At 60.1% G+C, this 20118-nt stretch carries 14 protein-coding genes; 1 reads left to right on the forward strand and 13 read right to left on the reverse strand.

Going from position 1 to position 20118, the window contains the following annotated elements; translation table 11 throughout:
- Positions 1-228: 228 nt before the first annotated feature.
- The 10 genes from AC1D2Q_RS10445 to AC1D2Q_RS10490 all read right to left on the reverse strand — a co-directional run bounded on the left by AC1D2Q_RS10445 (position 229) and on the right by AC1D2Q_RS10490 (position 14735).
- The gene (locus tag AC1D2Q_RS10445; RefSeq protein WP_007936832.1) at positions 229-1647 is read right to left on the reverse strand and encodes an FAD-dependent oxidoreductase; all 1419 of its coding nucleotides are present in this window, start codon (positions 1645-1647) and stop codon (positions 229-231) included.
- Between the two features lie 33 nt (positions 1648-1680).
- Complete coding sequence (gene gltB / locus AC1D2Q_RS10450; RefSeq protein ID WP_477813142.1) at positions 1681-6126, reverse strand: glutamate synthase large subunit; 4446 nt, start codon at positions 6124-6126, stop codon at positions 1681-1683.
- Between the two features lie 353 nt (positions 6127-6479).
- Positions 6480-8087: an AAA family ATPase gene (locus tag AC1D2Q_RS10455; protein ID WP_477813143.1), complete on the reverse strand. Its 1608-nt coding sequence runs from the start codon at positions 8085-8087 to the stop codon at positions 6480-6482.
- A gap of 10 nt (positions 8088-8097) precedes the next feature.
- Positions 8098-9198, reverse strand: a complete 1101-nt coding sequence (aroB, locus tag AC1D2Q_RS10460) for a 3-dehydroquinate synthase (RefSeq protein ID WP_019581861.1) — start codon at positions 9196-9198, stop codon at positions 8098-8100.
- A 150-nt stretch (positions 9199-9348) separates the two neighbouring features.
- On the reverse strand, positions 9349-9867 hold the full coding sequence (gene aroK / locus AC1D2Q_RS10465) for a shikimate kinase AroK (RefSeq protein WP_477813144.1): 519 nt from the start codon (positions 9865-9867) through the stop codon (positions 9349-9351).
- A 4-nt stretch (positions 9868-9871) separates the two neighbouring features.
- On the reverse strand, positions 9872-11947 hold the full coding sequence (locus AC1D2Q_RS10470; protein ID WP_477813145.1) for a type IV pilus secretin PilQ: 2076 nt from the start codon (positions 11945-11947) through the stop codon (positions 9872-9874).
- A gap of 13 nt (positions 11948-11960) precedes the next feature.
- The gene (locus AC1D2Q_RS10475; RefSeq protein WP_477813146.1) at positions 11961-12488 is read right to left on the reverse strand and encodes a pilus assembly protein PilP; all 528 of its coding nucleotides are present in this window, start codon (positions 12486-12488) and stop codon (positions 11961-11963) included.
- Positions 12485-13108 carry a type 4a pilus biogenesis protein PilO gene (gene pilO / locus AC1D2Q_RS10480; protein WP_477813147.1) on the reverse strand — a complete coding sequence of 208 codons (624 nt, stop codon included), beginning with the start codon at positions 13106-13108 and terminating at the stop codon, positions 12485-12487. The genes AC1D2Q_RS10475 and pilO overlap by 4 nt, the downstream gene beginning before the upstream one ends.
- Positions 13105-13671 (reverse strand): PilN domain-containing protein, encoded by a 567-nt coding sequence (locus AC1D2Q_RS10485; protein ID WP_477813148.1) that lies wholly within the window; start codon positions 13669-13671, stop codon positions 13105-13107. The genes pilO and AC1D2Q_RS10485 overlap by 4 nt, the downstream gene beginning before the upstream one ends.
- Complete coding sequence (locus AC1D2Q_RS10490; protein ID WP_477813149.1) at positions 13671-14735, reverse strand: pilus assembly protein PilM; 1065 nt, start codon at positions 14733-14735, stop codon at positions 13671-13673. The genes AC1D2Q_RS10485 and AC1D2Q_RS10490 overlap by 1 nt, the downstream gene beginning before the upstream one ends.
- Before the next feature lie 216 nt (positions 14736-14951).
- Here AC1D2Q_RS10490 and AC1D2Q_RS10495 point away from each other — a divergent pair, with 216 nt between their 5' ends.
- Positions 14952-17390, forward strand: coding sequence for a penicillin-binding protein 1A (locus tag AC1D2Q_RS10495; RefSeq protein WP_477813157.1), 2439 nt, complete (start codon positions 14952-14954; stop codon positions 17388-17390).
- A 115-nt stretch (positions 17391-17505) separates the two neighbouring features.
- Here AC1D2Q_RS10495 and AC1D2Q_RS10500 read toward each other — a convergent pair whose 3' ends face one another.
- The 3 genes from AC1D2Q_RS10500 to rpmE all read right to left on the reverse strand — a co-directional run bounded on the left by AC1D2Q_RS10500 (position 17506) and on the right by rpmE (position 20000).
- On the reverse strand, positions 17506-18774 hold the full coding sequence (locus AC1D2Q_RS10500) for a malic enzyme-like NAD(P)-binding protein (RefSeq protein WP_204123936.1): 1269 nt from the start codon (positions 18772-18774) through the stop codon (positions 17506-17508).
- Positions 18775-18957: 183 nt separating this feature from the next.
- Positions 18958-19746, reverse strand: a complete 789-nt coding sequence (locus tag AC1D2Q_RS10505) for a thermonuclease family protein (protein ID WP_477813150.1) — start codon at positions 19744-19746, stop codon at positions 18958-18960.
- 35 nt (positions 19747-19781) lie between these two features.
- Positions 19782-20000 (reverse strand): 50S ribosomal protein L31, encoded by a 219-nt coding sequence (rpmE, locus tag AC1D2Q_RS10510; RefSeq protein ID WP_477813151.1) that lies wholly within the window; start codon positions 19998-20000, stop codon positions 19782-19784.
- Positions 20001-20118: the final 118 nt, after the last annotated feature.

Here is a 20118-nt window from a genome sequence, read left to right on the forward strand (position 1 = left end):
CATCCGGAAAAAAAGTGCGGGCATTTTCTCAGAGCGCGACGCAAAAGGCACGGCAAGAGCCGATCCTTTTGTCTATCGGGTCAATTTGTCGCGGTGAAATGCAGACTTTGCAGCACCACAAAACACTGTAGGAGCCGGCTTGCTGGCGATTCAGACGACGCGGTGTATCAGGTACACCGCGTTATCGTTCATCGCCAGCAAGCCGGCTCCTACAGGGTCAGGCGTCGATCAGACGCCCAGGTAATCCAGGATCCCTTCGGCGGCATTGCGGCCTTCGAAGATCGCCGTCACCACCAGGTCGGAACCGCGCACCATGTCACCACCGGCGAAGATTTTCGGGTTGCTGGTCTGATGCTTGTACTGGCCTTGTTCCGGGGCCACGACGCGGCCCTGGCTGTCGGTCTGGATGCTGAACTGCTCGAACCACGACGCCGGGCTTGGGCGGAAACCGAACGCGATGACCACGGCGTCGGCCGGGATGATCTCTTCGGAACCCGGGATCGGCTCGGGGCTGCGACGGCCACGGGCATCCGGTTCGCCGAGACGGGTCTCGACCACCTTCACGCCTTCGACACGGTCTTCACCGACGATTGCGATCGGCTGGCGGTTGTAGAGGAACTTCACGCCTTCTTCCTTGGCGTTCTTCACCTCTTTGCGCGAGCCCGGCATGTTCGCTTCGTCACGACGATAGGCACAGGTCACCGCCTTGGCCCCCTGGCGAATCGAGGTGCGGTTGCAGTCCATCGCTGTGTCGCCGCCCCCCAGCACCACCACTTTCTTGCCTTTCATGTCGACGAAATCTTCCGGCGACTTTTCAAAGCCCAGGTTGCGGTTGACGTTAGCGATCAGGAAGTCCAGCGCGTCGTGCACGCCCGGCAGGTCCTCGCCGGCGAAGCCGCCCTTCATGTAGGTGTAGGTGCCCATGCCCATGAAGACCGCATCGAATTCTTCGAGCAGTTGTTCCATGGTCACGTCCTTGCCCACTTCGGTGTTCAGGCGGAACTCGATGCCCATGCCGGTGAAGACTTCGCGGCGATTGCTCAACACAGTCTTTTCCAGCTTGAACTCAGGAATGCCGAAGGTCAGCAGACCGCCGATTTCCGGGTTCTTGTCGAACACCACCGGCGTCACGCCGCCACGCACCAGCACGTCGGCACAGCCCAGGCCCGCAGGGCCCGCACCGATTACCGCAACACGCTTGCCGGTCGGCTTGACCTTGGACATGTCCGGGCGCCAGCCCATGGCGAACGCGGTGTCGGTGATGTACTTCTCGACCGAACCGATGGTCACCGCACCGAAACCGTCGTTGAGGGTGCAGGCACCCTCGCACAGACGATCCTGTGGACACACCCGACCGCAGACTTCCGGCAGGGTGTTGGTCTGGTGCGACAACTCGGCGGCCTGGAGGATGTTGCCCTCGGCCACCAATTTGAGCCAGTTGGGAATGAAGTTGTGTACCGGGCACTTCCATTCGCAATACGGGTTACCGCAGCCCAGGCAGCGGTGGGCCTGGTCGGCCGACTGCTGGGGTTTGAACGGTTCGTAGATTTCCACGAACTCTTTCTTGCGTTGACGCAACAGTTTCTTCTTCGGATCCTTGCGCCCGACATCGATGAACTGGAAGTCGTTATTCAGACGTTCAGCCATTGTTAAAACCTCATCAAACTCTTCAGGCGCATATCACTGCGGGTTGGCACGGGTGCTGGAAAGCAACGATTTCAGGTTGGCAGCCTTGGGCTTGACCAGCCAGAAACGACGCAGATAGTCATCGAGGTTTTCAGCGAGGTTACGACCCCACTCGCTGTCGGTTTCCTCGACGTATTCGTTCAGCACGCGTTGCAAGTGGCTGCGATAGGCTTCCATCGCCTCACCGCTGATCCGCTGGATTTCCACCAGTTCGTGGTTGACCCGGTCAACGAAGGTGTTGTCCTGGTCGAGCACGTAGGCGAAACCGCCGGTCATGCCTGAGCCGAAGTTGTAACCGGTCTTGCCCAGAACGCAGACGAAACCACCGGTCATGTACTCGCAGCAGTGATCGCCTGTGCCTTCCACCACAGTGTGAGCACCGGAGTTACGCACCGCGAAACGCTCGCCCGCGGTGCCGGCGGCGAACAGCTTGCCGCCGGTGGCGCCATACAGGCAGGTGTTGCCGATGATGGCACTGTCCTGCGTCTTGTAGACGCTGCCTTTCGGCGGAACGATGACCAGTTTGCCGCCGGTCATGCCTTTGCCGACGTAGTCGTTGGCATCGCCTTCCAGGTACATGTTCAGACCGCCGGCGTTCCACACGCCGAAGCTCTGACCCGCCGTGCCTTTGAAGCGGAAGGTGATCGGCGCGTTGGCCATGCCCTGATTGCCATGCTTGCGAGCGATTTCACCGGAGATCCGCGCGCCGATGGAACGGTCGCAGTTGCAGATATCCAGGGCGAATTCGGCACCGCTCAGGTCGTTGATCGCCGAGGTGGCCATGTCGACCATTTTCTCGGCCAACAGGCCTTTGTCGAACGGCGGGTTGCGGTCGACCTGGCAGAATTGAGGCTTGTCTGCCGGGATGTGATCGCTGCCGAGCAACGGGGTCAGGTCCAGGTGGTTCTGCTTGGCGGTCTGGCCTTCGAGGACTTCCAGCAGATCGGTACGACCGATCAGCTCTTCGAGGGAGCGCACGCCCAGCTTGGCCAGCCACTCACGGGTTTCTTCGGCGACGTAGGTGAAGAAATTCACCACCATGTCGACGGTCCCGATGTAGTGATCCTTGCGCAGCTTCTCGTTCTGAGTCGCGACGCCGGTGGCGCAGTTGTTCAGGTGGCAGATGCGCAGGTATTTGCAGCCCAGGGCGATCATTGGCGCGGTGCCGAAGCCGAAGCTTTCAGCGCCGAGGATCGCGGCCTTGATCACGTCGAGGCCGGTTTTCAGGCCACCGTCGGTTTGTACCCGGACTTTGCCGCGCAGGTCGTTGCCACGCAGGGTCTGGTGGGTTTCGGCCAGGCCGAGTTCCCACGGCGCACCCGCGTATTTGATCGAGGTCAGTGGTGATGCACCGGTGCCGCCGTCGTAGCCGGAGATGGTGATCAAGTCCGCGTAGGCCTTGGCCACACCGGCCGCGATGGTGCCGACGCCCGCTTCTGCCACCAGCTTCACCGAAACCAGCGCCTGCGGGTTGACTTGTTTCAGGTCGAAAATCAGCTGCGACAAGTCTTCGATCGAATAGATGTCGTGGTGCGGCGGAGGCGAAATCAGGGTCACGCCCGGCACTGCGTAACGCAGCTTGGCGATCAGACCGTTGACCTTGCCGCCTGGCAACTGACCACCTTCGCCGGGCTTGGCACCCTGGGCGACTTTGATCTGCAGCACTTCGGCGTTGACCAGGTATTCCGGGGTCACACCGAAGCGGCCAGTGGCGACTTGCTTGATTTTCGAGCTCTTGATGGTGCCGTAGCGCGCCGGGTCTTCGCCGCCTTCGCCGGAGTTCGAACGCGCACCGAGGCGGTTCATGGCTTCGGCCAGGGCTTCGTGGGCTTCCGGCGACAGGGCGCCCAGCGAAATACCAGCGGAGTCGAAGCGCTTGAGCACCGACTCCAGAGGCTCGACTTCGCTGATGTCCATCGGCGTGTCGAGGGTCTTGACCTTGAGCAGGTCGCGGATCATCGACACCGGGCGGTTATCCACCAGTGACGTGTATTCCTTGAACTTGCTGTAGTCGCCCTGCTGCACTGCGGCTTGCAAGGTGTTGACCACGTCAGGGTTGTAGGCGTGATATTCGCCACCGTGGACGAACTTCAGCAGACCGCCTTGCTGGATCGGCTTGCGCGGGCTCCAGGCTTCGGCCGCCAGGGCTTTCTGCTCGGCTTCGATGTCGACGAAGCGTGCACCCTTGATGCGGCTTGGCACACCACGGAAGCTCAGTTCGCAGACTTCTTCGGACAGACCGATGGCCTCGAACAGCTGCGCACCGCGATACGACGTGATGGTCGAGATGCCCATCTTCGACAGGATCTTGAGCAGGCCCTTGGTGATGCCTTTGCGGTAGTTCTTGAACACCTCATAGAGGTCGCCCAGCACTTCACCGGTGCGGATCAGGTCACCCAGCACTTCATAGGCCAGGAACGGGTAGACCGCCGAGGCGCCGAAACCGATCAGCACCGCGAAGTGGTGCGGATCACGAGCGGTCGCGGTTTCCACCAGAATGTTGGAGTCGCAACGCAGGCCTTTTTCGGTCAGGCGATGGTGCACGGCACCGGTCGCCAGCGAAGCGTGGATTGGCAGCTTGCCCGGAGCAATGTGACGGTCACTCAGCACGACCTGGGTGCGACCGGCGCGAACGGCTTCTTCAGCCTGATCGGCGACGTTACGCACTGCGGCTTCGAGACCGACGCTCTCATCGTAGTTGAGGTCGATGATCTGACGCTCGAAACCTGGGCGATCGAGGTTCATCAGCGAGCGCCACTTGGCCGGGGAAACGACCGGCGAGCTGAGGATCACGCGCGAGGCGTGCTCCGGCGACTCCTGGAAGATGTTGCGCTCAGCACCAAGGCAAACTTCCAGCGACATGACGATGGCTTCGCGCAGCGGGTCGATCGGCGGGTTGGTGACCTGCGCGAACTGCTGACGGAAATAGTCGTACGGCGTACGCACGCGCTGGGACAGCACGGCCATCGGCGTATCGTCGCCCATCGAGCCGACGGCTTCGTAGCCTTGCTCGCCGAGCGGACGCAGCACCTGGTCGCGCTCTTCGAACGTGACCTGGTACATCTTCATGTACTGCTTGAGCTGGTCGACGTCGTAGAACGCTGAACCGTGGTCGTTGTCTTCCATGGTCGCCTGAATGCGCAGGGCATTCTTGCGCAGCCATTGCTTGTACGGATGACGGGACTTCAAGCGGTTGTCGATGGCGTCGGTGTCGAGGATCTGACCGGTTTCGGTGTCCACGGCAAAGATCTGGCCCGGGCCGACACGACCCTTGGCGATCACGTCCTCAGGCTGGTAGTTCCAGACACCGATTTCCGAGGCCAGGGTGATGAAGCCGTTCTTGGTGGTCACCCAACGCGCCGGACGCAGACCGTTACGGTCGAGCAGGCACACCGCGTAACGACCGTCGGTCATTACTACGCCAGCCGGGCCGTCCCACGGTTCCATGTGCATCGAGTTGTATTCGTAGAACGCACGCAGATCCGGGTCCATGGTTTCGACGTTCTGCCACGCAGGCGGAATGATCATCCGCACGCCACGGAACAGGTCGATGCCACCGGTGACCATCAGCTCGAGCATGTTGTCCATGCTGGAGGAGTCGGAACCGACACGGTTCACCAGCGGGCCGAGTTCATCCAGATCCATCAGATCATTGGTGAACTTGGTGCGACGGGCCTGCGCCCAGTTGCGGTTGCCGGTGATGGTGTTGATTTCGCCGTTGTGGGCAAGGAAGCGGAACGGCTGCGCGAGCGGCCATTTCGGCAGCGTGTTGGTCGAAAAGCGCTGGTGGAACACGCAGATCGAAGTTTGCAGGCGTTGGTCGCTGAGGTCTGGATAGAAGGCGGTCAAATCCGCCGGCATCATCAGGCCTTTGTAAATAATGGTCTTGTGGGAAAAGCTGCAGATGTAGTGATCGACATCGGCGGCGTTGGCCACGGACGAACGACGACGGGCGCTGAACAGCTTGATCGCCATGTCCTGATCGCTCAGGCCTTCACCACCGACGAACACTTGCTCGATCAGCGGCAGGCGCTCGAGGGCCAGGCGGCCGAGGACGCTGGTGTCGATCGGCACTTTGCGCCAGCCGACCAGGGTCAGGCCTTCGGCCAGGATCTCGCGGTTCATGTTCTCGCGAGCGGCTTCGGCTTTCACCGGATCCTGGTTGAAGAAGACCATGCCCACGGCATATTGCTTGGGCAGTTCGACGCCGAAGGTTTCCTGGGCGATGGCACGCAGGAACACATCCGGCTTTTGAATCAGCAGACCGCAACCGTCACCGGTCTTGCCGTCGGCGTTGATCCCACCGCGGTGGGTCATGCAGGTCAGGGCCTCAATGGCCGTTTGCAAAAGGGTATGACTGGGCTCGCCCTGCATATGGGCTATCAGGCCAAAACCGCAGTTATCCTTGAATTCATCTGGTTGGTACAGACCTGCTTTCATAGACACTTTCTCACCAGGCTGCCTCTTATCGAGGCAAATTTCTTTTCAATTCAACCAGTTACCATCCACGCCGAACGTACGCCAGCTTTGCGGGGGCAAAAGGGAGGTCATTGTACACACCGACACAGAGGCTCACAAATTTGACGACGAAATGTCGCAAATCTATGTCGCATTTGTGAAAGGTTTAAAGCGATACGCTGTGCTAGTCAAAACTTTTTTTAATTTTGACCGCAGCGACTCAAAGACTACTGTGACGCAGACACCACAAGGCACGCGGTCTATAGAGACAGCGCGCGCACTTGTAGAAATTTTGAGGTGCTTGGAGAGGCGGCCTGGGTAAGGCCGCCGAATCTTCAGCGAGTTGTTGCCAGTTCCTGTTGGACGCTGGCGACAGTGCGAGGCCAAGGTTTACCAGCCTGAACCTTCGCTGGCAAGGCCTTGATGGCAGTAACGGCTGCATCGCGGTTGGCGAAGCTACCGTAGGTGATGACGTAAAGCGGCTTGCCGTTGAGCACTTTCTTGAAATAACGGTACTCGCCGCCCTGCTCCTTGACGAAGTTTTGCGCGGTCGATTCGGAGCTGGTGCCAAGGATCTGCACCACATAGTTGCCCGGTGCCTGGCCCGCGTACCAGCCGCCACCGGCAGCTTTGGCTACGGCAGCTGGCTTCTCGGCGGGTTTGGCCACGACGGCCGGTTTGGCGGGCGCTGGAGCCGGTTTGGCAGCCGGTGCAGGCGCTGGCTTAGCCACAGGCGCGACAGGCTTGGCGGTCGCGACTTGAGCCGGCGCAGGCGTCGGCTTGGCAGCCGGTGTCGGCGCGGGCCCCGCTGGAACGCCTGCCGGTGGCGCAGTGGTGGTCACGGTCGGCGGTGTGGCGCTGGAGCCTTCGACCGGTACGCCATCATCGCCTTCGGTAATGCCTCCAGCCGCTTCGGCCAACGGACCACGCATCACTGGCTGCGAGTTACCGACCAATGGCAATGGCATCGGTTGCGTATTACCGGCGAACTCCACGGAGGGAGCGCCTGCACTGTTAGGTTTTGGCGTGCCCTGGCCCAGCGGCAGTTGTGCCTGTTCGTTGGCAGGCGCGCCGGTGGTCGGTGCTTTGTTGCGACCTGGCATCAACCAGGCGGCAGCTACCGCGACCACGACGACGGCGGAAATTGCCAATACGTGTTTCTTCGGCATGTTGAACCCCATACTTGGACGCTTGACCGCTGAGCGGCTGGCAATCATGGCTTCGATCATTGCATCGCGGGCGACCTGGTTGATGTTGCCAGGCCAACCGTCGGAGCTTTCGTGAATATCAGAGATCTGATCCGCGGTGAAAAGTTCGATTCCCCGACCGGCACCTTCGAGACGCTGATCCAGATATTCACGGGTTTCTTCTTCGGTGTAGGGCTGCAACTCGATGACGTGAAAACGCTCTTCCTCGAGGCTCAGCGCATCAAGTTGAGCAATCAGCGAGGACTCACCGAACAGGAATACGTGCGGACGACCTTCCGGCGCGCCGGCAGCCAGGGCCAACAAGGCTTCCAGTGCAGACTCGTCGAGTTGCTCGGCGTCATCCACCAGCAAATAGACTTCCTGCCCCGTGAGCGCAAGCTGCACCACTTGAGCCAGGATCGCACCGACCTCGGCCTGGACAACGTTCAGCGCCTGAGCCACTTGACTCAGCACGCCAGCGGCATCGCCGGCGCCACGGGCGGAAACCACCACGCTCTGCACTGACTGTTTGTTGGTGCTGGCCACCAGGGCCTGACGCAACAGGGTTTTGCCGCTGCCTTGCGGGCCGGTGACCACCAGCAGCAACTGGCTGTAACGAGCCAGGTGGTGCAGTTGCCCCAGCACCGGTTTGCGCTGGGCCGGGAAGAATTTGAAGCCAGGCACCCGTGGAGCGAAAGGGTCATGACTTAACTGGTAATGGCCGAGGAAAGCCTCGTCGGCATGCAAACTAGTCATCGGGATCTTATTAACCTTTAAGCTGAGCCAGGGCGCGGTAATCCGCTCCCAGCGTGGCCTGTAAAACCTCTTTCGGATAATCGTCGGTCACCACTGCTTCGCCCATGTGGCGCAGCAGCACCAGGCGCAAACGACCGTCGATCACTTTCTTGTCAATTGCCATGTGTTCGAGAAAATCGGCTTCGGTCATCTCTTCCGGCGGGATGACCGGCAGGCCGGCGCGCTGGAACAGGCGAATACCGCGATCACGTTCCTCTTCACTGATCCAGCCCAGGCGCGCGGACATTTCCAGAGCCATCACGGTGCCAGCAGCGACTGCTTCACCATGCAACCAGACACCATAGCCCATATGGGTTTCGATCGCGTGGCCGAAGGTATGCCCCAGGTTCAACGTGGCACGCACGCCGGTCTCTTTCTCGTCGGCACCAACCACTGCAGCCTTGGCCGCGCAGGATCGTTCGATGGCGTAAGTCAGGGCGGCCTGGTCCAGGGCGCGCAGGCGATCGACGTTTTCTTCGAGCCAGGTCAGGAACGGCTCGTCGCAGATCAGCCCGTACTTGATGACTTCCGCCAGCCCGGCAGAAAGTTCGCGGGCCGGCAGGGTGTTGAGGGTGGCGGTATCGATCAGCACCACGTTGGGCTGATAGAAGGCGCCGACCATGTTCTTGCCCAGCGGATGATTGATCCCGGTCTTGCCGCCCACCGAAGAATCGACTTGCGACAGCAACGTGGTCGGCACCTGGATGAAATCGACGCCCCGCTGGTAGCAGGCCGCGGCAAAACCGGCCATGTCACCGATCACGCCGCCACCGAGGGCAATCACCGTGGTGCGACGGTCGTGCCGAGCGGTCAGCAGGCCATCGAAAATCAATTGCAGGGTTTCCCAGGTCTTGAAGGCTTCGCCATCGGGCAGCACCACGGAAATGACCGAGAACTGCGCCAGACTGCGGGTCAGACGCTCGAGGTAGAGCGGCGCGACGGTCTCGTTGGAGATGATCGCCACCTGCCGCCCGCGGATATGCGGGGCCAGCAGCTCAGGCTTATCCAACAAACCTTCGCCAATATGAATCGGGTAGCTGCGCTCGCCTAGATCGACCTTGAGTGTCTGCATGTGTCCCCACAGTGAAGATGGAATCAGGCGTCCTGCCTTGAGTTTACGAATTCCATGGCGTCTGCTGGTGTGACGCCGTCCGGTAGCCATCCGCCACAACCTTGAGCGGCTGCGACAGGACGCCGAGGATAGCGCATTTCGCCCCGCGCATTAACGGGGCGGCAGCTGCTGCAAGCGTTCGAGGATATCGAGCACCACCATCCGCGGTGGCCGCTCATCGGTTTCCACCACCAGGTCGGCGATTTCCCGATACAGCGGGTCACGGATCGCCAGCAAGTCCCGCAGGGTCTTGGCCGGATCGGCGGTGCGCAACAGTGGCCGATTGCGATCGCGAGCCGTTCGGCCCACTTGCTGCTCGACAGACGCGTGCAGATAGACCACCCGACCACCGGCGTGCAGCGTCCGACGATTGGCTTCGCGCATTACCGCTCCGCCACCGGTCGCCAGCACCACGCCATCAGACGCGCACAGCTCGGCAATCATTGCCTGCTCGCGATCACGAAAGCCCGGTTCGCCTTCTTTATCGAAAATCCACGGGATATTGGCGCCCGTGCGCAATTCAATTTCCTTATCGGAATCTTTGAACGGCAGGCGCAGCTCTTTGGCCAGCAACCGGCCGATGGTGCTTTTTCCAGCCCCCATCGGTCCAACAAGAATCAAATTTCGCACAGAATCAATGACTCACAGCAATCGCCTGATTGTTCATGATACGCGGAGTGAGAAATACCAGCAGCTCGGATTTTTTCTCCGAAACCACATCACGCCGGAAAAGGCGGCCAAGATACGGCACATCACCGAGAAATGGCACCTTATCTACAACCTTGCTCTGAGTATTTGAGAAAACCCCACCAATCACGATGGTCTCGCCGTCGTTGACCAATACCTTGGCGTTGACCTCGTTTTTCTTGATCGGCGGTACATCCTGCACTTTGTTCAGGTAGTCCGGTTCGTCCTTGGTGACTTTGACCTCCATGATGATGCGGTTGTCCGGGGTGATCTGCGGCGTCACTTCCAGGGACAGCGAGGCCTCCTTGAACGACACCGAAGTGGCACCGCTGGAGCTGGCTTCCTGATAGGGGATTTCGGTGCCCTTGAGAATTTTCGCGGTTTCCTTGTCGGACGTGACCACCTTGGGCTGCGAGACGATTTCCCCGTTGCCGGTTTTTTCCATGGCCGTCAGCTCAAGGTCCAGCAGCACATTGTCGGTAATGAAGGCGATGCCTATCCCCGAGGTGTTGGAGGAAGTCCCAAGGTCGACGAACGGCGAGTTGGTGCTGGTGCTGCCCGGCGTGCCGACGGTGGTCGAAGAGCCGTTGACCCCGGAGCCGTTCCAATTACCCTTCTGCACCGAACCGCCCCAGCGCACGCCGAGGCTTTTGTCGTAATCGACGTTGGCTTCAACGATGCGCGCCTCGATCATCACCTGGCGCACCGGAATATCCAGTTGTGYAACGATGCGACGCAGCTCGTCGAGGCGGTCCTGGGTCTGGTAGGCAATGATGTTGTTGGTCCGCTCATCGACAGTGATTGAACCGCGCTCGTCGACTTTCGCCTCGGCGCTGGTCACTGACTGGAACAGCTTGGCGATATCGGCAGCCTTGGCGTAGTTGACCTGCAACAGTTCGCGACGCAGAGGTGCCAGTTCGGCGATTTGCTTCTGCGACTCCAGCTCCTGACGCTCCCGGGCGGCGATTTCATCGGCCGGCGCCACCAACAACACATAGCCAATCTTGCGCTTATCCAGGCCTTTGGTTTTCAACACCAGGTCCAGCGCCTGATCCCACGGCACATTCTGCAGGCGCAACGTGATACCACCCTGCACCGTGTCACTGGCCACCAGATTGAGGTTGGTGAAATCGGCGATCAGTTGCAGCACCGAGCGCACATCGATGTCCTGAAAATTCAACGAGAGCTTTTCGCCGCTGTAGGCAAAACGTTCGGCGTTGCGTTTTTGCAAGTCATCGACAGTCATCGGCCGGATGCTGACGGTCAGTTTGTTATCGGTCTGGTAGGTCGAATAATCGAAGGCGCCGCTGGGCTCGATGCTGATGATGGCCCGGTCGCCCGTGGCGCTCGCGTTGACGAACTGCACCGGGGTAGCGAAATCCTTGACGTCGAGGCGTACGCGCAACCGTTCAGGCAATTGGGTTTTGGTGAAGCCAACGATGATCTTGCCATCGCGCTCCTGGATGTCCGGGGCGATGGAGGGATCCGACAAATCGATGACCACGTTGCCTTCACCCTGGGTGCCGCGCTGGAAATCCACGCCACGGATGGCCTTGCCCACGGGAGCACTGGCTCTGGCGGGCGCGGGTACCGCCGTGGCCGCGCGTGGTGCGCTGGCAATCGGTTTGGACGCCTTGTTACCGGCCGCCTGCCCGACAACCACAAACAGGTTGTTGCCTTCGACACGTGCGCTATACGGAGTCAGTTGAGTCAGACCGATGATCAGCCGCGTGCGGTCCTTGGCTTCCACCACCGTGGCGCTGCGGGCATTACCGCCGCCCAGGTCACGACTCTTGTTCGCCAGCTGGCTGGTAACTCCCGGCAAATCCAGCGCAATCCGCGCAGGCTGCTCCGTCGTATAGCCATGAGGCTGCGGTGGCGGCCCGTCGAACGACAACTTCAGCTCGACACGGTCACCAGGCAGCGCGGCGACATCCAGCGCTTTGAGGTTGGCCGCCTGTACCAACGGCGACAGAAACGCTATCCATAGCGAAATACCGAAGGTTGAGAAAATCCTGTTCATTGTTCGAGTTCCACTATGAGTGCTCTTTCAAAGGGATGGTCCGCGGCCGCTCCAGCCAGGCGCCTTCGCCATCGGGAACGATTTCGACCACATCGACTTGCGAAGCGCTGATGGCGACGATCCGCCCATCATTACGTCCCAGGTAATCGCCGACTTTCAGCCGATGCACACCGCCCGCCCCGCGCAGCAGCGCAAAGGAGCCGGAGGCATTGGAGATTGTGCCGACCATTTCAAATTGCTCGATGTTGAAGCCTTCGAGGTACTGCTTGACCCGGTTGGGGTCGGGTTTGACGTTGCGCGAGCCGTGCTTCTGGCCAGCCAGATCGACTCTGACCTGCCGGGAGAACGGACTGCGCAGGTTGGCAGCGCTGTAGGTGAATGTCGGATAAGACTGGAATGTTGGCGTGGGTTCAATCTTGCCGGGCGCTCGCAGACGCACTTCGTTCAGGTAGGCGTCGATGTCGCTGAAACCATTGTCGCCGCCACAACCGGCCATGACGACCAGGCACATAGCCATCGACAGGCAACGAATCGGGCTCATTTCTGCAACCCCTTGTCGTTGTAGCGGTAGGTCTTGGCAAGGATGCTCATGCGCAACTTCGGACCGCCTTCGGGATTGGCCGGCACCAGGTCGAAATCATGCAGGGTGACGATCCGCGGCAACCCCGCCACGCCGCTGACGAAAGTGGCCAGGTCGTGATAGGCGCCGGTGACGGTGATCTGGATAGGGAGTTCGATGTAGAACTGCTGGGTGACCTCCGGCAGCAGCTTGATCTCTTCGAACTCCAGGCCACTGCCCAGGCCGGTGCGGGTGATGTCCTCCAGCAGACCGGGCACTTCGGTGTCGCTGGGCAATTGCCGTAATAGCATGCCGAAGGAGTTCTCCATTTCCTTCATCTGTTGGGTATACAGCTCCAGATTAGCCGCCATGTGGGCTTTGGTCGCGAACTGCTCCTTGAGCGTCGATTCCTCCTCACGCTTGAGTTCCAGGTGGCTTTGCAGGTCGCTGATCAGGAAGCTATAGCCCAGGGCCAGCACCAGCACCATCAGCAGAACACTCGCAAGGACCTTGATCGCCCTTGGCCAGGAACCCATGTTGTTGGTGTCCAGATCGTTGATGTCGATCTGGCGCAACCCTTCGAGCCATTCGGACGGCCTCATTTAGCCACCCCCACAATTGCCGGCTGAGTCTGACGGACGGTCAATTGAAAAACATTGGCCTGATCCAGCTGGCCGGCGGTGGTCGCTTTGACTTCCGTGAGATTGGGCGCATCGAACCAGTCGGATGCATCTAGATTGCGCATCAAATCCGAAACACGATTGTTGGACTCCGCCGCGCCGGTGATGGACAAGGTCTTGCCGACCATTTTCACTTCGGTGAAATACACGCCGTCCGGCAAGGTGCGCGCCAACTGATCGAAGATCCTCCCGCTGATCGGCCGGTTGCCTTGCAGGTCCTGGATGATGCGCATGCGCTCGACGAGCTGCTGTCGACGAGCCTTCAGATCGCTGATCTGTTTGATCCGCTCGTCGACCACGGCAATCTGCTTGGCGATGTAATCGTTACGCGCGACTTGTCGATCAATGGCGCTGTTAATGACCTGGTCCGTGATCAGCAGCGCTCCCACCGACCCTGCCAGCACACCGGCCAACGCCAGCAAAAAGCGTTTGCGCCGCGCTTCGCGCAACTCTTCACGCCAGGGTAAAAGATTGATCCGTGCCATCAGTCGAAACTCCTGAGGGCCAGCCCGCAGGCGATCATCAGTGCCGGCGCATCGCTCGCCAGGGCACTGGCGTTGACCCTGCTGCTCAGGGTCATGTCAGAGAATGGGTTAGCGACCTGGGTCGGCGTACCCAGGCGCTGCTCGATCAACCGATCCAGCCCTGGGACCGAGGCAGTGCCGCCGGCCAGGAGAATGTGATCGACCGAGCTGTATTGGCCGGAGGCAAAGAAAAACTGCAATGAGCGCGATACTTGTTGCACCAACGCATCCCGAAACGGCTGCAAGACCTCACTGACGTAATCGTCCGGCAAACCGCCCTGTTTCTTCGCCAAGCCTGCCTGCTCGACCGTCAGGCCATAACGGCGCTGGATTTCTTCCGTCAGTTGTCGGCCGCCGAACAATTGTTCGCGGGTGTAGATGATCCGCCCGTTATGCAACACGCTCAGGGTGGTCATGGTGGCGCCGATATCGACCACCGCCACGGTCAGATGCTCCTGAGAGTCGGCCAGCTGGTTTGCCAGCAAGCCGAACGATCGCTCCAGGGCATAGGCTTCGACATCGACTACTCGCGCGGTCAGCCCGGCCAGGGCCAGGGCCGCTTCACGAACCTCGACGTTTTCCTTGCGACAGGCGGCCAGCAGCACATTGACCCGCTCGGGGTTGCGCACTGACGCGCCTTGCACTTCGAAGTCGATCGCCACTTCATCCAGCGGATACGGGATGTACTGATCGGCCTCGATCTTCAGCTGGTTTTCCATCTCGTCGTCGGAAAGACCGGCGTCCATCTCGATAGTCTTGGTGATCACCGCCGAGCCGGCGACCGCCACCGCGACGTTCCTCTGGCTGGTTTTGGCCTTGAGCAGCACGCGCGCAAGGGCCTGCCCCACGCCTTCGAGCTCGGCAATATTTTTTTCGACCACGGCACTGGCGGGCAGCGGCTCGACCGCATAGGCCTCGACCCGATAACGGTCGCCTTGGCGGCTTAACTCCAACAGCTTCACCGACGTAGAGCTGATGTCGATCCCCAGAAGCGCATTGGTTTTTTTATTGAAGAGTCCTAGCACTACCAATTCCCTATGACTATCCGTGAGTTACGGACTCTGTAATATCCATTGCGTTCAATCCCCCCGTCTTGACAGAAGCGCAAATGACGCTCCCCGCGGAAAAATGCTTATAATGCCGAGCGTTTTTCCGCTTTCACTGCAAGCGCGGGTCATTCTCTTTATAGCCTGAACCCTGATGCCTAATTCATTCTTTGCCCTGGATATCCAAAAGCCTTGATTCGTCTGCTGAAATTTTTCGGTTGGTCCATCGTCGCCGTTTTCTGCGGACTGCTCCTGGGTCTGAGCGGCGCTTTTCTTTACCTTAGCCCCGGATTGCCATCCGTGGAGGCACTGAGAAGTATTCAGTTGCAGATTCCTTTGCGGGTGTACAGCAGCGACAACAAGTTGATCGCAGAATTTGGCGAAATGCGCCGTACGCCGATCCGTTTCGCCGACATTCCCCCCAATTTCATTAATGCGTTACTAAGTGCTGAAGACGACAATTTCGCCAACCACTATGGCGTCGATCCCAGCAGCCTGATGCGTGCCGCCACCCAGCTGGTAAAGAGCGGACACATTCAGTCCGGCGGCAGCACCATCACCATGCAGGTGGCGAAGAACTTCTTCCTGACCAGCGAGCGCAGCTTCTCGCGCAAAACCACCGAAATCCTCCTGGCCCTGCAAATCGAACGGCAGCTGACCAAGGACGAAATCCTCGAGCTGTATGTCAACAAGATTTACCTGGGCAACCGCGCCTATGGCATCGAGGCAGCGGCGCAGGTCTATTACGGCAAGTCGATTCGTGACGTCAGCCTGGCGCAGATGGCGATGATCGCCGGCCTGCCAAAAGCCCCGTCGCGCTTCAACCCGCTGGCCAACCCGGCCCGCAGCAAGGAGCGTCGCGACTGGATCCTGGGGCGCATGTACAAGCTCGGCAAGATCACCGAAGCCGACTACACCGCGGCGATCAACGAACCGCTGAACGCCAGCTACCATGTGCCGACCCCGGAAGTGAACGCACCGTACGTCGCCGAAATGGCCCGCGCCGAAATGGTCGGTCGCTATGGCAGCGATGCGTACACCGAAGGTTTCCGCGTCACCACCACGGTGCCGAGCGATTTGCAGGAAATGGCCAACAGCGCGGTTCACGAAGGCTTGATGACCTACGATCAACGGCACGGTTATCGCGGCCCCGAGTCACGCCTGCCGGGTAAAACCCGAGAGGCCTGGACCCTGGAACTGACCAAGCAGCGGACCATCAGCAGCCTGGAACCAGCGATCGTGACCCAGGTCGACAAGAACGGTGTGCAGGTGCTGACCCGCACCGGCGAAGAACACGTAGCCTGGGACACCATGAAGTGGGCCCGTCCGTTCCTGAACACCAACAGCATGGGCGCCAATCCGAAGCAGCCGTCGGACGTCGCGCAGGTCGGCGATCTGATTCGCGTACAACGCCAGCCGGACAATTCGCTCAAATTCAGCCAGATTCCACAGGCCCAGAGCGCACTGGTGTCCCTCGATCCGCAGAACGGTGCCATTCGTTCTCTGGTCGGCGGTTTTGCCTTCGAGCAGAGCAACTACAACCGCGCCATGCAGGCCAAGCGTCAGCCGGGTTCGAGCTTCAAGCCGTTCGTCTATAGTGCCGCCCTGGATAACGGCTACACCGCCGCCAGCCTGGTGAACGACGCACCGATCGTGTTCGTCGACGAGTACCTGGACAAGGTCTGGCGCCCGAAGAACGACACCAACACCTTCCTCGGCCCGATCCGCATGCGTGAAGCGCTCTACAAGTCGCGCAACCTGGTTTCGATCCGCCTGCTGCAAGCGCTGGGCGTCGACCGCACCATCGACTACATCAGCAAGTTCGGCTTCAACAAGCAGGACCTGCCACGCAACCTGTCCCTGGCATTGGGCACCGCGACCCTGACGCCAATGGAAATCGCCACCGGCTGGAGCACCTTCGCCAACGGCGGCTACAAGATTTCCCCGTATATCATCGACAAGATCGAAAGCCGCAACGGCGACACACTGTTCGTTGCCAACCCGCCGAGCGTTCCGAAAGGCAACGTAGTCAGCGACGGCATCGCCGTGCCGGCCGCCAATACCTTCACCGTCAACGCCACCCCAGGCGAAGCGCCGGGCGCCCAGCCAGTGTCACAAGCGCCAGCGGTGGCCGAACGCATCATCGATGGCCGCACTACCTACATCCTCAACAGCATGCTTGAGGACGTAATCAAGCTCGGCACTGGCCGTCGCGCACTGGCCTTGGGCCGCAGTGACATTGCGGGCAAGACCGGCACCACCAACGAATCCAAGGACGCCTGGTTCTCCGGCTACAACGCCGATTACGTGACCACCGTCTGGACCGGCTTCGACCAACCGGAAAGCCTGGGTAAACGAGAGTTCGGCGGCACCGTCGCCCTGCCGATCTGGATGAACTACATGGGCGCCGCCCTCAAAGGCAAGCCGCCTCATACCCAGCCGGAACCTGAAGGCATCCTCAGCCTGCGGGTCGACCCGGTCAGCGGTCGTGCAGCCACCCCAAGCACGCCAGGCGCCTACTTTGAGCTGTTCAAGGCCGAAGACACGCCGCCATCGGTGAACGAGCTGGGTAACGGCAACGCACCGGGTAGCCCGCTGCCTGCGGACGAAGCGGCGCCGATCGATTTGTTCTGATCGCCGCAACACCAAAAAGCCCCGCCTTCGAAAGAAGTGCGGGGCTTTTTTTTCGTAGGACTTCTGCTCCATAAAAAAACCCGGCCATTGGCCGGGTTTTCTATGGAACGGTTACTTAGCCGTTGAACACGTCATCCACGCTTTTCAGCGGGTAGTTCTTCGGATACGGCAGGGTCGCCACGCCGGTCTCGATCGCAGCCTTGGCCACGGCATCGGAGATCACGGTGATCAGACGGGCATCCATTGGTTTCGGGATGATGTATTCACGACCGAATTCCAGCTTGATGCCGCCGTAGGCGTCGCACACTTCCTGAGGCACTGGCAGTTTGGCCAGTTCACGCAGGGCGTTGGCGGCAGCCACTTTCATTTCTTCGTTGATGCGCTTGGCGCGAACGTCCAGGGCACCACGGAAGATGAATGGGAAGCCCAGTACGTTGTTGACCTGGTTCGGGTAGTCCGAACGGCCGGTGGCCATGATCACGTCGTTGCGAGTGGCGTGCGCCAGTTCCGGGGAGATTTCCGGATCCGGGTTCGAGCACGCGAACACGATCGGGTTGGCCGCCATGGACTTCAGGCCTTCAGCGCTCAGCAGGTTCGGGCCGGACAGGCCAACGAACACGTCGGCGCCTTCCAGCGCGTCAGCCAGGGTGCGCTTGTCGGTCGCGTGAGCGAACACAGCCTTGTACTGGTTCAGGTCGTCACGGCCGGAGTGGATCACACCGGTACGGTCAACCATGTAGATGTTTTCGATGTTGGCGCCCATGCTCACCAGCAATTTCATGCAGGAGATGGCGGCAGCACCGGCGCCCAGGCAGACGATCTTGGCTTCCGGCAGGGTTTTACCGGCGATTTCCAGGGCGTTGATCATGCCGGCAGCGGTCACGATCGCGGTACCGTGCTGGTCATCGTGGAATACCGGAATGTCGCACTGCTCGATCAGAGCGCGTTCGATTTCAAAGCACTCAGGTGCCTTGATGTCTTCCAGGTTGATGCCACCGAAGGTGATGGAGATACGCTTGACGGTGTCGATGAAGGCTTGCGGGCTTTCGGAGTCGACTTCGATGTCGAACACGTCGATGCCGGCGAAGCGCTTGAACAGAACACCTTTACCTTCCATCACCGGCTTGGAAGCCAATGGACCGAGGTTACCCAGGCCCAGAATCGCGGTGCCATCGGAAATGACTGCAACCAGGTTGCCTTTGCCGGTGTATTTGTAGGCCAGTTCAGGATCGCGGGCGATTTCGCGTACTGGTTCGGCTACGCCGGGGCTGTAGGCCAGCGACAGGTCGCGGGCGGTAGCAGTGGCCTTGGTGAGCTCGACACTCAGCTTCCCTGGACGAGGATTGGCGTGATATTCGAGAGCGGCAGTTTTCAAATCAGACATGTGGGCATTCCGCTTTTTACTGTTGGACAGACGGACCGCCGAGGATACTCGTGTCGCAAAGTCCCCACAAGACTGACCAGTCACCCCTGTCAAGCGCCCTGCCCTACGACTTTGGGCCAAGAGCCACGGAACACAAGGGATAGACTGTTCACAATCGACAGAATAAATGTCTACAATTTTTTCTTACGGCGCGACCTGCAACATCGCCGGATCGGTCAGCGGCAAAAGCCAGCGCGCCTGCCCGGGCTTCAGCCCGCCACGGCGCGAACGATCCACGACCCAGCCACGAGCCTCGATTTGCTTGCCTTTGAGCTTCTCAAGCGACGCGCCATCGAATTGCCCCAGCATATTGGGTGCAACCCGCAATACAACTGAGTCCTGCAACTCGATCCAAACCCCGCCGCGATTGCGCTGAACCTTGCTCACACGACCACTGAGCACGGCGAAGCCGGACGCGTTGATCTGCTCCGTTTTCAGTACAGGTGACTGTCGCCACAGCCCGAGACCGGCCTGACGAGCACTGCGTTCCGCCGCCTGCTGGCAGCCGACCAAGTCGACGTTCGGCGCTACCGCGACCTGAAAACCGAGACCTTCAGCAAGCATCTGCGCTTCGAGGTTGGCGCCATCGACGCTGTAGACATGGGCCAGGGTGCGGCCGTAATGGTCCTTGCCTTCTTTACCCGGCAGCAAACCGACCCGCCCGTCGCTGGCGGCCACCAGGGCTTCCAGGCGCTTGCGCGCGGCCACGGCGAACGGCTCGTCGGAACGACCCTGTTTGCCCAGCTCCGGCGTGTTCAAACCGATCATGCGCACACTGCGCCCATCGCTCAGACGCAAGGTGTCGCCATCCACCACCCGCTGCACCGCGACCGGCGCCAGCCCGCTCGGCGCCGGGCAGAAAGCCTGGGCAGCGGAAAGCCAAATCGCAGACATAAAAAAGGCGCCCGCGAGGGACGCCTTTTTCATCAGCATGGAAAAACCGTAACGGCTTCCCAAGTTGATCGGCCTTAGGCCTTTTTCGCGCCGAAAGCACCGAAACGGTCTGCGAAACGCTGAACGCGGCCGCCAGTGTCCAGAGTCTTTTGCTTACCGGTGTAGAACGGGTGGCATTCGTTGCAAACGTCGATCGCCAGGGCTTTGCCGTAGGTCGAACGGGTTTCGAACTTGTTGCCGCAGCTGCAAGTTACTTCAACTGCTGGGTATTCTGGATGGATATCGGCTTTCATGGTGTCTTCCTCAGGCTAGCGTGCCGCCACCCAACACTATTGTTGAATACCGCACGTAATTAGGCCGCGGATTCTACCAGACCTTTGCAATCACGCAAGCTGTCGTGGGTGCCCTCCA

It is taken from the genome of Pseudomonas sp. P1_A1, from assembly GCF_056406935.1.